A 12165-nucleotide genomic window follows, 5' to 3' on the forward strand; every position below is an offset into this window, starting at 1 on the left:
AAAAATTTAGTTGCTGAAATCATTTTGCTTTGTTGTTATAACAGGGGCATCCTAACTGATACCGCGTAAAGACGAATAATGAACATCAGCACTGCAAGATTACAATTGAGACTCCTTGAACAAGACGATTGGGCGTTTTTTTTAGCTTTGCATGATGAGCCATGCGTTATTGAAAAATGTTTTGACAGGCCTTCTGATACGCAAATACGTAGTAAGTTTATGCAGCGGTTGGCGCCGTGGCACCCTACAGCCAATAAGTCTTTGTGTTTGATGATCATTGAAATAAAAACAGGCAAAAAAGTGGGCGTTACAGGGCTTACAACATCCTCATCAAACACTCCCGAAGTTGGTTATCTGTTAATGCCGGAGTTTTATGGTCAAGGTTATGCAACTGAAGCACTACAAGCATTTTTAACATGGGCGACGACAGCGTTTAACATTCAACAATTTACTGCTGTGGTTACGAAAGGGAATGTAGGCTCAGAAAAAGTGTTGGCTAAATGTGGCTTTAAGTTAGTTAGCGTTGAACCGTCAGCTTACGAAATTGGTGGGGTATTATTTGATGATCATCATTTTTTACTAACGTGTACGGAGTAAGGCTAAGTTGTACTGAACAAGTAGCTTGCGCAGTACAACATTAAAATTGTGACTTACATATGAATTTCAATCGCTTTGCGATCTTTTTCCGGCATATTGGCAACCACTAAGTTAAATGAATTATCAATCATACGTTCAATTTCACCTTGCGGGATTGAGCCATCTAAAATAACAGTATTCCATAACCGTTTATTCATATGATAGCCCGGGATCACTGAAGGAAAAATATCACGAAGTGATTGCGCTTCATCCGGGTCGCATTTTAAATTCATCCACCAAATAGGGTTGCCGTCTTCGTCAGTTTCCCCTTCGTTGCCAACCGATAAAGTGGCAAACATTTTATGGTTTACTTTATATACATCAACTTCTTGGCCGAAAGGTTGGGTAACCATAACCAGAGGTTTTTTTGCTAAATACTCATGTGCAGTGTGCTGATCCATGATCCAGTCCTTGAAGTCATTTTTGGTAGTTTAACCATAGCAGCTTTTTCGTAGTTTAGTCATGAAAAATCGATTAATAGGTAAAATTTATGAGTAAATACAGGCCCTACGAGAAAAATAGCGGTATGTGATATTTTCTTATTGAAGAAAATCCAGTTCGTGGTATGTTTCTGGGGATTTATAAATTATAGGAAATACACTGATGCCAAAGGCAAGTGAAGTTAAAAAAGGTACTGCGATTGAGTTTAATGGCCGCGTTTTAGTGGTTAAAGATATTGTTCGTTCTGTACCACAAGGCCGTGCTGGTGGAAGTTTGTACCGTATGCGCTTATACGATGTAGTAACTGGTAGCAAAGTAGATGAAACATTCAAAGATAGCGACATGTTAAAACTAGCTGATTTAACTCGTCGTGAAGCAATGTTCTCGTATTTAGATGGCGAAGAATACGTATTTATGGATAACGAAGATTACACGCCATATAATCTTAATAAAGAAGCGATCAGCGAAGAAATTTTATTCGTCAACGAAGAAACCCAAGGCGTGCATGTCATTGTAATTGATGGCGCACCAGTGGGATTAGATTTACCATCAAGTGTTGAACTTGTGGTTGAAGAAACAGACCCTTCAATTAAAGGTGCTTCAGCGAGCGCTCGCTCTAAACCTGCACGATTATCAACTGGTTTGATCATTCAAGTGCCGGAGCATATTTCTACAGGTGACCGCATCCGTATTAATACCGCAGAGCATAAATTTATGGGCCGTGCTGAAAAATAAGTACGCTGCCTGTATTGATAAAAACCGACATCTTTGTCGGTTTTTTTATATCATTATAATTTATGCTCATTATTTGCCCGCAGTACTTTAAATCAGTGCATGCTTTGGTTACACTGCGCGCTCATTTTTTAAACTGAAAGAACGAGGCTGCTTTTGTATTTTCTGCTCAGCGTAGTATCTATTGTCGTTATGTATTCACAGGCAATTAAAAAAGGTATGCCAGTTAAACGCTGGTTGGTGCTAGCAGGGTTGTTAGGCCCCGTTGCATGGTGCTTGTTTAACTTACATTATCGTCGTGCACTAGTGCGCTGTGTTGGTATACAAGCGTGCACATGGCGACCATAGGCTGTCATCTATGCCTGTTGTACTAAACTAAGTGCCGCTTGGTTTTGTTGTTTCTTCAAAAATTCTGTAAATTCAGCTCGCGATAAAGGTTTTGAATAATAGTAGCCTTGCATCGTTTCGCAATTAAGCTCTTTTAAGATTGCAATTTGCTCTGCTTGCTCAACCCCTTCAGCCACCACATGTAAGTCTAAGTTATGTGCAATGGTAACTATTGAGTCAACCATATTACGGCCTCGCTCTGTTTGCATATCATCAATAAACGCTTTATCAACTTTTAGGGTATTAAGTGGAAACTGCTTTAAATATGCAAGTGATGAGTAGCCAGTGCCAAAGTCATCCATGGCTAAATGAATACCACGGGCACTGAGAGAGCGCATGATCGAAATAGCATCTTGTGGGTCGTCCATTACCGTACCTTCCGTAATTTCAAGTTCTAAAAAGTACGATGGCAAGGCGTGATTTTGTAAAATCACATCAATACGAGTAGTTAGATCCGGTAAGCTAAATTGTTTAGCAGACAAGTTTACCGCAACTCGGCCATTAAATAAGCCAGCATCCAGCCAGGCTTTAACATCACGGCATGCTTTATGAAGTACCACTTCACCAATTTCGATGATTTGCCCGGTTTCTTCTGCGATGGGAATGAACACGCCAGGACTAATAATGCCTTTTTTCGGAGTAATAAAACGCACTAAGGCTTCCATTCCAGTGAATTTACCGGTGCGGATATTCATTTTTGGTTGGTAGTAAACTTCAAAATGATCTTCTTTTAAACCAAATCGCATTAAGTTTTCAATTTGCAGGCGTTTTACTGCTTGGCGGTTCATGGTGTCGTTAAAGAATAAGTAGCTATTACCTTTCTTTTTCGCATGGTACATCGCAGTATCGGCATTTTTAAGCAGTAGTTCTGGGGTATTGCCATCTTCTGGGAATAACACAATGCCGACACTTGAAGTGATCACTAATTCGTGACCTGCCATTTTAAATGGCGTGGCAATGGCGGCTAAAAACTGTTTTGCCATTCTGGTAATGGTATGAATATCGTTAGTGCCAGACATAACTAAGGCAAATTCATCGCCACCTAAGCGGTAAAACACATCTTTTTCACGGGTGAGTTTACTCAACCGCATTGCTAGTTTTGCCAGTAAACTGTCGCCTAGTTGATGCCCTAATGAGTCATTAATTTTTTTAAAGTTATCTAAATCAAATACTAGTAATGCATGGTGGCTGTCTTGTTTTGCCAGCTTTTTAAGATCGGTAAAAAATAGATTTCGGTTAGGTAAGCCAGTTGTACGATCGCGATTTGATAAGTTATGTAGTTGTGATTCGGCTTTTTTACGCTCGGTTAAATCTGAATATACAATGACATAGTTACAAATTTGATTATGTTCATTCTTAATTTCATCGATTGAGATTTCAATCGGTAGTAGTTTTCGCTCACTGTTGCGCAGTTTAACTTCTTGTTGCCAATGGTCGGTAAGACGAACAGTATTTTTAATATCATCAATATAACTTTGCTCGTAACCTGGTAAGGTAAATGGCTTGTTTAAATAGTTATCTCGGTTCCCACCAAACTGCGATAAAAAGCTGGGATTAAGATCAACTAGGTTAAAGTTTTTATCGTAAATGGCTAATGCATCAGTGAGTGATTCAACACATTTAGCGAATAAGTTAAGGCGTGCCTCGGTTGATTTTAATTGCGTGATATCGCGTACCGTGCCAGTCATTCTTAGCGGGTTTAAATTGGTATCTTTTTCAATGATCTTGCCTCTGTCGAGTACCCAATGCCAGCGATCAAAGCTATCTTTAATGCGATAGCTGGCTTCAAAGAAAGCGGTTTGCTCCGCAAAGTGTTGCTTTAACAGTAATTCAACTTGCGCTATATCATTAGGGTGAATAAGGGCTTTATTAGGTGGAACATCAATGATGGTATTTCTATCCATCATGTATTTATCGTTAATGCGCAGTACTTCACCAGTTTTGATATTCCAATCCCAAAGTGTGTCACCACTGCCTTCAACCGTGCTTTTTAAACGCCGTTCAGAAATACATAATTGGCGTCGTGAGCGGCGTAATTTGTAGATTGTGAATAATAAGTAAGGCAGCACTAACGTAACAAATGCACTCGGTAAATAAAGCATTAAAGTTTGCTGATCGACTAATTGCTCGCTATAGCCCAATGGGCTAAAGCAGAGTAATAATGAGGCGAATATGAATGTGTTGAATATTATTTTTATTATTATCATAGGGCACTTCTGTATTTTGCACTTGATAATCTAATTGAAGCACGGTGTTGTGTCAAAGAGAATGAGAAGAAATCAGCTTTTTTGTCGTTTTGTTTGTTTTAGGTACGCTTAGTAGCTCATATCTTGGTCTATGTTCTGCAAATGTCTCGCGAATATAAGTAACTATCTGCGCAAGACTAAGGTTTTCCAATGCTTCTAACAATTTTTGTTGCATATGAAAGTGATGATCTTGATTACCAATGGCAAGCCACAAGCGTTGTGAACGCAGCCGGAGGTTTTTATCTTTTTCGGCGATGTGGGTGGTTAAGCCATGTTTTTGTTGCTGCCATTGCTCTTCATTTAATTGCTCTAATGAAGCAAGGAATTGCTCAAGAAACGCATTATGACGCTCAAAAATCGCGGTTGCACTGTAGTTAGGTGACTGCACGTAGAAGGCGATGCCCGCACGAGTATTAAAGGGCGCATAACCTGCGCCCACTAGGTAGCCTAACTGTTGTTTGGTACGAAGTTCATTAAAGTAATCTTGATTAATAAGATGGTTTAGCGCCATCATTTTTACTTTTTCAACAACGTCATCGGTTTGTGCTTGGTAATAAATAACCATCGCATGATCGCTACAATTTAGGGTCAGTTGCGAGCGGGTTATTTTGTCTATTTCAAATAACGGACGGGTTAGATCTTCAATAGTTGCTGATTTAGCTAAGTGGTGAGCAATCTTTTTTTGAAACTCAATTGCATCACTTTCTCGCCAATTACCGTGCAAAAATGACTCTACATGCAAGGCATTAAAAAACTCGCGGCGAAAACAATTAAACTGATGAAAGCTGGTATCTTTAAGTGCCACAGCAAGCTGCTCTGGTTCTGGATTCCACGGCATTATTTTTGCACCCAGCACGCTAAATAATTCACCAACGGGTTTATTTTGATTGCTGTTACGCCAATGGCGGACTAACTGTTTTTTATACTCGGCAAAACGTTTAGCGCAAATATCGACGTTAAATAACGCTTGGAGTAATTCATCAACTAATTCTAATTGGCTCGATGAGAGTCCCGCAGTGTGCAGGGTTAAACCACCTTGATGTGAGGTTAAGTGATAACTTAAACCAGCTAACTCTGCCGGGTAAAATTGTTCTGCAACACTATCCATAAATAAGTCTGCAAATAGACGAGTAAGTGCCATGTGTTTGATATCTTTAACAGCAAAGTCAGAATCCATCGCCAAATAAAAGTGCCCCTTGGCAACTCGAAAAGTGTTGTCTTGTTTAAACCAAAAATCAAAGCCAGGTTCTTTTACTAATAGTTGTGGGTGATTTTGTGGCTGCTCAACGTCATACAATGACACTTCTTTGGTTAAATAAGGGTTTGCTGTAGGTAATAGCATTTCTGGTAGTGGAGTATTAATTTCGCACAGCGCTTCCAGCCAACAGCTAGAAATACTTTCGATCCGATAGGGTGTGTGATACCACTGAGTGGTATGCTCAGGTTCAACATCAGGATGGATCAACACTAAGCGCATATTATGCGGCGTTAACCATTGCATTGCAGTTTCATGAGCCGTTTGATTAAAACCATCCATGAGATAGTCACCTTGCACATAATTGGCTTCATCGTAGTGTTGCATGTTGATGCTTAAATTACTGACCCAATCGATTAAGCGGGCTTTTTCTTGGTTATCAAAGGCGATTTGTAATAGATTCTTTTTATCTTGATATAAGCGCGGTAATTTATCGATGTTTTGATTAATTAAACAAATATATTCAAACACCATTTCAACGATGTCTTCATAGTATTCAATTCCTTCATCGGTCAGTGCCATGCTGATATTAAAATCTTTAAAGTTGCTACCGTTGATGCCACCTCCAGCAGAGAGGGCATTGATCCAACCTTGCGCTTTTAAAATAGAGTAAAGCGATCCTTGCCCTTCATACCCTAATAAATGCGCAATAAAACTAACGGTTTTATGGCGATAAAAATCATCAATATTAGGCATCGCAAAACTTACTATGAGTTTTTGCATATGCTTATGCGGTTCTATATGCAGCACATTGCAAAGATCTTGCGCGCGATAAAGTGATGCCTCAATGACGGGTTTTGGTTGCTGCTGACCTTTAATATCATTAAATAATGTAGTTACCCATTGCACCATAGTGTCAATTTCTGCATCAGCGCAGATCACTAAGCTCATCCACTGGGCTTGATAATGGGCGTTAAAAAAATCTCGCAATTCTTTGCTTACACAGCCATTACGATCCGCTAAGGTTTGCTGATTACCCACTGAAAACTTAGCAAATGGATGAGCAGGATTAACGGTTTCTTTGTGTGCTTGATAGATGCGTCGGCCATCGTCTTTTATTTTTAATTTAAATTCTGCATCAATGGCATTACGTTCTTTTTCAGTTTCGCCAGGGTTGAGAGAAGGTGCAATAAAAAACCGGCTAAATTGGCTCAGTGCTTGTGCAAACTCTTGATTGTTAATATCGAAGAAATAACAAGTGTGCTCGGTGCCGGTCCATGCGTTGGTGTTGCCACCGGATTGGGAAACAAAATTACCAAACCCGCCGGATTCCGGAAATTGGTCTGTGCCTAAAAAAAGCATATGCTCTAAAAAGTGCGCGAGCCCTTGTCTATCAACAGGATCGTCAAAGTGACCAGCATTCACGGCCATCGATGCAGCGGCTTTAGTTGAATCTTTATCTTGCACTAACAGGACTTTTAGACCATTGTCCAGTGTGAGGGCACGGTATGTTCTGTTATCATTGCGGCTGATATTCAAATGATGCTCCTGAAACGTTAAGTTTACTCGTTAACAACAATGATAACTTCAGGGCTGCGATTAAATTGCTTGGCGATTTTTACCTGAATATCATAAGCGAAATGTGTGACGTTGTTTTAATATAGCGGACAAACAGGCAAACTGGCTACTGTTTTATATTCTTTAATCGGTTGATTTTTTATGAAAACAATCTTAATAATGCGCCACGGCGAAGCAACACCGATGCAAGCTGACGATGCAAGTAGAAATTTGACCTCGGTTGGCCAACAACAGGCCGAAAAAATGGGTTTATGGTTGCAAGCAACGCATACCCCAACGGCATTGTTAGTAAGCCCTTACATTCGTGCTCAGCAAACAGCTGAAGGAGTAAAAAAGCATAATGCTTTTTTATTCGAAGAAACTTGCAGCGATATAATCCCTGAAGGCAATCCACAAATTGCCGCCGATTATCTAGAAACTCTCATCGCGATGCATCCACTATGCGATACCTGGTTGGTCGTAGCTCACATGCCAATAGTTAGTTATTTAGTTGACCAATTGAGTGCTGGGAATATGCCGATATTTAACACTGGAGCGGTTGCCGTATTGAGTTACGATGAAAGTCGCCATAAAAGCCAATATTTAAGTATTCACGCTCCCAGCAATGTCGAAATTTAACCTCATACCCAAACCACCTCAAGATACAGAATTCAGCGTTTCACAGGGGGTTAATATCAAGGCGTTACTTTGCAACAATGGCAGTCCCTTTCAAGAAGTAACAACGATGAGAGTAAGTGCCAGTGAAATGCCCAACTGAAACTCGAATCTTGAGGTGACTTGGGTATGTAACCTTGTGTTCAGAACCAAATTTGCTAAATTAGCGACACACTAATTTAGCAAAGACAATTTTATGACAATTGAACGTATTCAAACCGCAACTCGCATGAGTCGTATCGTTAAGCACAATGGTACGGTGTACTTATGTGGCCAAGTATGTGCTGACGCAGAGCAGGGCATCACCGAACAAACGCAAACCATGCTTGATAAAGTTGAGTTACTTTTAAATGAGGCGGGAAGTTCAAAAGAGCATATGCTCAGCGCCACTATTTATGTAAAAAGCATGGATTACTTTGCCGATATGAATGCGGTTTGGGATGCGTGGGTACCAGCAGGTCATGCGCCTGCACGTGCCTGCGTAGAAGCTAAAATGGCCCGCGATGCTTTGTTAGTTGAGATTTCAGTTGTTGCTGCAATCAAGTAACCCCCAAGCATTTAAGGACTTAATATATCCAAATTAATGCGATGAATTTGCAGCCTTTGTATTAAAAGAGGTAAAGCTACTACCTCTTTTTTATTTTGCTTTGAGCATCATAATGAAGCAATACTAAAAAATGGTGATATAGCTATCTTCACCAATTGGCAAGGTCCGTCAGTGCATGTATTGTAAAGACATTGCTGATACTTTTCGATTGCATAATGGGGATGAGTAATTTAACTTAAAATTTACGCTTGCTTTGGGGATTAATTCATGGGGTTGTTTCTTTTAAATCGAAAGTGCTTATTACTTATTGTTTTAACGTTTTCTTTAGTCGCTTGTAGTGATAATTATAATGAAGAGTTTATTACATCAGCTTCTACGCTGAATAAGTCCAAAGCTTTAGCTCAACAGTTAGAAAATTTAAACTTGGTAACCTTAAGTTATCTTAAAGAAGAAATTTTCATCGTTAATAATATTATAATAAATGATAAGAAGAAAACGTATGGTATAGCTCCTGAAGGCGGGTTTTATGAAAGTTACTATATACAATCTGAAAAAAATGCATACGAAAATTGGGACACCATTACGAACAATTTCATCCCTTCTACTATAGTGAAAAGAGAAGATGTACTCGAATTATTATCGGCAATGAAAGCAATCGGCATTACGGATATTTATCATAATAGAACTAATGAAATTTTCACTTTGCAATGGGGAAGTTCTGTGATGAACGGTTATCAAGGTTTAATTTTTGGAGATAAAAGTAGATTAGGTGATGAATACAAAGCTAGTCGGTTTGACGATTTTAAAGAAGTAAATAAAGATACATTTTACTTTGCTGTCAGGTGAGTATTTCCACAGTCCATTTGAACCTTTTTGTTGAGTTGAATTACACTGGCAGTGTCTAAATTACTCCTTTGAATACCTCACGCTTGTTGTCAGTAATGTACGCGCGATGTTTACCTCAACTTAATACCATTTTGATTTAATACATGATCTATTTAAGCTAGAAGAGTTTCTTTCATAAATAACTTGAAACGATTCTATCTCGTTCTTGGGTGAAGCTAAGTCTTTGTTTATAAGAAGGTATATTTGAACACTAATTAAATAGTATTGGTGTGATGGCTATAAAGAATTTGCTCAATATATTCCCTGAAGCGGGGATCGCAACATAAAATATCTTTAACAGCGAGGCTATTAAGGCCGGTTGCGAGTTTGCTACAATTTTATAAAATGCTGGTGCGCCGATGAAAAATTTAAACGATTGTTTTGAAATAAAGATGACGTTAACCCTTAGCGTCTAAATTCATCACTTAGTGGCCAGTTTTTTAAATAAGCAAAAACAAGGACAGACAATGAACTCTAACCCAGTAGTACTTATAACCGGAGCAAGCCGAGGAATTGGTGCTGCAACCGCAATTTATTTTGCTAGTCACGGTTATGATGTTTGTATTAATTATAAAACGAATCAACACAGCGCAGAAAAAATAGCAGAGCAAGCACGCGGCTTTGGTGTAAAAGCCGAAATAGTGCAAGCCGATGTGTCTGATGAAACGCAAGTGCTGACCCTGTTTACAAAAGTAGATGAGTTATTTGGCAAATTAGATGTGCTTATAAATAATGCAGGTATTTTGAAACCGCAAATGCCATTACTTGAGATGGGAGCCTCGCGTATAAATGAAGTGCTAACCACCAATGTAACAAGCGCTTTTTTATGTGCCCGTGAAGCGATTAAGCGAATGCCCAGTGGCGGCAGTATAGTTAATGTATCATCGGCAGCGGCTAAAACCGGTTCACCAAATGAATATATTGATTATGCCGCATCTAAAGGAGCAATGGACACGTTAACCATTGGTTTAGCCAAAGAAGTAGCCAAGTTAGGTATTCGTGTTAACTCAGTGCGCCCAGGATTAATTTACACCGATATGCACCGCGATGGTGGTGAAGTAAATCGGGTGGAGCGTCTTAAAGACAAGCTGCCATTGGGTCGAGGTGGACAACCTGAGGAAGTTGCCGCTGCAATTTACTTTTTAGCCTCTGAGCAGGCATCGTTTACCACAGGTAGCTTTGTTGATGTAGCTGGCGGTTTGTAAAGGTTAAAGCAATACCGATAACCAAAAACTAAAGCTAATCACACTTAAAACCGTTGACAGTACAACTGCACCGGCTAATGTCACCTGATGTTGACCTATTTGACTGGCAATAAGGTAAGCATTTACACCAACAGGAGAAGCGCTTAATAGCACTAACACGTTCAAAATCTCTCTATCTAATTCAAATGCGTATGCACCGATTAAAAATACCCCAGCAGGAAGTAAAAAAATCTTCATTAACGAGGCGATTAATGCGGGTTGCCAGTTAGCTGCAATTTTGTAAAACGCTAAGTTGGCGCCTAATACAAATAACGCGCAGGCAATGGCGGGGGTCGCTAAAAGCTCTAAACTCTTTGCTAGATTATCAAACAAAACAATGCCGCTGACATTTAATATTAGCCCGCAGCCGATGCTCAATACAATCGGATTCAGTACCATGCTCTTAGCAAAACTTGACCATGAAAATGCGTGTTCGCTGCCCTTTGCGCCGATTAAATAGGTAAGTGCAAACAGCAATGTGCTATGAAAGGTAATGATCATAAAAGCGATGGCGATCATTTCTTTGCCAAGGGATGCGATGATGATAGGAATGCCCACCAACACCATGTTTGAGTAACTCGACGCTAAGCCAAATACACTGTGTTGTTGATAATTTTTTTGCTTAGCTAAATAAAAGCGGTCAACCAAAATACCTAAGGCAAATACGCTCAGTACAGGAATATAAAAACTCAGAAAGGCCGATAAACTAATACTTTGCTGTAAATCGATTTGCGACATATTTAAAAATAAAAATGCCGGCAGGCTAATGTAAAAAGTAAACTTACTTAGCCCTGCAATGTGTTGCTGTTCAAAAAACTTTAATTTACAACAACTAAAACCAAGCGCAACAATGAAAATCAGCGGAAAGATGATAGAGAAAATATGCACTGCACTGTTGCCTTGAAATAGGGATAACGTTAACGCTTAGCGTCTAAATTCATCACTTTGTGGTAAGTTTATTAAAATAAGTACCGCACCTTTACCACCGTATTCAAGTGGCGCTTGGTGTATTGCTATGACATCTGGATGCTGTACTAAATATTGCGGCACTTTGTGTCTGAGTATATGTCCACCAATACCATGTACTACACACGCACAGTAGTAATGCTTCTTTTTGCACTCATGGATCAGTCCTGCGAGTTCATCTTTTGCCAACTCCTTATTTAAACCATGTAAATCAAGGGTTAAATCAGGTACAAAGTCACCTCGGCGTAACTGCTTTGCTAAAAAACGATCTTGACCGTCTTGCACATAATTAACCGTTCCGTTGGTATCAATATCTGGCACATATTCATCAGAAAAGAAAAATTCTGCCTGATGTTGCTTTTTTTGCTGGGCAAACAGCTTAGCTTGTGAGATTTTAGGTTTGTTAGCAAAGCGATGCGTGTCTTGTTTAAATACACGGGCACCATTAATACTTTGACGAAACATATCGATGTCGTCAGGGCTAATATCTGCGTTTGAGAGAGGATCTTTTTTCATAGCGGCAGTCTAAACAAAAAAACGCTAGAAATCGAGTGAAAACAGAGTAAAAACTGTGTAAAAAAGCGTTACAATAGGGCAATCATGGGGCCTTAATTGCGCCTCGATTGAATTGATATTTTCTAAAGCAGCAGGTAG

The 12165-nt window shown here is 39.4% G+C and carries 11 protein-coding genes; 6 read left to right on the forward strand and 5 right to left on the reverse strand.

Annotated features, from left to right (window positions below; all coding sequences use genetic code 11):
- Positions 1-78 precede the first annotated feature (78 nt).
- Positions 79-597 carry a GNAT family N-acetyltransferase gene (locus P4S61_RS15075; RefSeq protein ID WP_145240362.1) on the forward strand — a complete coding sequence of 173 codons (519 nt, stop codon included), beginning with the start codon at positions 79-81 and terminating at the stop codon, positions 595-597.
- A gap of 53 nt (positions 598-650) precedes the next feature.
- Here P4S61_RS15075 and P4S61_RS15080 read toward each other — a convergent pair whose 3' ends face one another.
- On the reverse strand, positions 651-1037 hold the full coding sequence (locus tag P4S61_RS15080; protein WP_145240364.1) for an MmcQ/YjbR family DNA-binding protein: 387 nt from the start codon (positions 1035-1037) through the stop codon (positions 651-653).
- 202 nt (positions 1038-1239) lie between these two features.
- Here P4S61_RS15080 and efpL point away from each other — a divergent pair, with 202 nt between their 5' ends.
- Positions 1240-1812 carry an elongation factor P-like protein EfpL gene (efpL, locus tag P4S61_RS15085; RefSeq protein WP_145240366.1) on the forward strand — a complete coding sequence of 191 codons (573 nt, stop codon included), beginning with the start codon at positions 1240-1242 and terminating at the stop codon, positions 1810-1812.
- 353 nt (positions 1813-2165) lie between these two features.
- Here efpL and P4S61_RS15090 read toward each other — a convergent pair whose 3' ends face one another.
- Together P4S61_RS15090 and P4S61_RS15095 are read right to left on the reverse strand one after the other, a co-directional pair.
- Positions 2166-4298, reverse strand: a complete 2133-nt coding sequence (locus tag P4S61_RS15090) for a putative bifunctional diguanylate cyclase/phosphodiesterase (protein ID WP_257326390.1) — start codon at positions 4296-4298, stop codon at positions 2166-2168.
- A gap of 157 nt (positions 4299-4455) precedes the next feature.
- The gene (locus tag P4S61_RS15095; protein ID WP_337118572.1) at positions 4456-7176 is read right to left on the reverse strand and encodes an insulinase family protein; all 2721 of its coding nucleotides are present in this window, start codon (positions 7174-7176) and stop codon (positions 4456-4458) included.
- Between the two features lie 180 nt (positions 7177-7356).
- Between P4S61_RS15095 and sixA the strand changes: the two genes are divergently transcribed.
- From sixA to P4S61_RS15115, 4 genes are all read left to right on the forward strand, one after another.
- The gene (sixA, locus tag P4S61_RS15100; protein ID WP_337118573.1) at positions 7357-7833 is read left to right on the forward strand and encodes a phosphohistidine phosphatase SixA; all 477 of its coding nucleotides are present in this window, start codon (positions 7357-7359) and stop codon (positions 7831-7833) included.
- A gap of 232 nt (positions 7834-8065) precedes the next feature.
- The gene (locus tag P4S61_RS15105) at positions 8066-8416 is read left to right on the forward strand and encodes a RidA family protein (RefSeq protein WP_149983028.1); all 351 of its coding nucleotides are present in this window, start codon (positions 8066-8068) and stop codon (positions 8414-8416) included.
- A 267-nt stretch (positions 8417-8683) separates the two neighbouring features.
- Positions 8684-9262 (forward strand): hypothetical protein, encoded by a 579-nt coding sequence (locus P4S61_RS15110; RefSeq protein WP_145240375.1) that lies wholly within the window; start codon positions 8684-8686, stop codon positions 9260-9262.
- Positions 9263-9768: 506 nt separating this feature from the next.
- A complete protein-coding gene (locus tag P4S61_RS15115; protein ID WP_182758345.1) occupies positions 9769-10506 on the forward strand; it encodes an SDR family oxidoreductase in 738 nt (245 codons plus the stop codon).
- Between the two features lie 3 nt (positions 10507-10509).
- Here the strand turns inward: P4S61_RS15115 and P4S61_RS15120 are convergent, their stop codons facing one another.
- Positions 10510-11433: an AEC family transporter gene (locus P4S61_RS15120; RefSeq protein WP_145240379.1), complete on the reverse strand. Its 924-nt coding sequence runs from the start codon at positions 11431-11433 to the stop codon at positions 10510-10512.
- A gap of 36 nt (positions 11434-11469) precedes the next feature.
- On the reverse strand, positions 11470-12027 hold the full coding sequence (smrB, locus tag P4S61_RS15125) for an endonuclease SmrB (protein ID WP_145240381.1): 558 nt from the start codon (positions 12025-12027) through the stop codon (positions 11470-11472).
- Positions 12028-12165: the final 138 nt, after the last annotated feature.

Origin of the sequence: Pseudoalteromonas sp. B160 (genome assembly GCF_037162485.1) — a bacterium.
Classification (GTDB): domain Bacteria; phylum Pseudomonadota; class Gammaproteobacteria; order Enterobacterales; family Alteromonadaceae; genus Pseudoalteromonas; species Pseudoalteromonas rhizosphaerae.

Excerpts from the sequence above, each read along its gene's own strand:
- P4S61_RS15075 (WP_145240362.1), top strand. The coding sequence starts at position 79 with ATGAACATCAGCACTGCAAGATTACAATTGAGACTCCTTGAACAAGAC.
- P4S61_RS15080 (WP_145240364.1), bottom strand. The coding sequence starts at position 1,037 with ATGGATCAGCACACTGCACATGAGTATTTAGCAAAAAAACCTCTGGTT.
- efpL (WP_145240366.1), top strand. The coding sequence starts at position 1,240 with ATGCCAAAGGCAAGTGAAGTTAAAAAAGGTACTGCGATTGAGTTTAAT.
- P4S61_RS15090 (WP_257326390.1), bottom strand. The coding sequence starts at position 4,298 with ATGCTTTATTTACCGAGTGCATTTGTTACGTTAGTGCTGCCTTACTTA.
- sixA (WP_337118573.1), top strand. The coding sequence starts at position 7,357 with ATGAAAACAATCTTAATAATGCGCCACGGCGAAGCAACACCGATGCAA.
- P4S61_RS15105 (WP_149983028.1), top strand. The coding sequence starts at position 8,066 with ATGACAATTGAACGTATTCAAACCGCAACTCGCATGAGTCGTATCGTT.
- P4S61_RS15110 (WP_145240375.1), top strand. The coding sequence starts at position 8,684 with ATGGGGTTGTTTCTTTTAAATCGAAAGTGCTTATTACTTATTGTTTTA.
- P4S61_RS15115 (WP_182758345.1), top strand. The coding sequence starts at position 9,769 with ATGAACTCTAACCCAGTAGTACTTATAACCGGAGCAAGCCGAGGAATT.
- smrB (WP_145240381.1), bottom strand. The coding sequence starts at position 12,027 with ATGAAAAAAGATCCTCTCTCAAACGCAGATATTAGCCCTGACGACATC.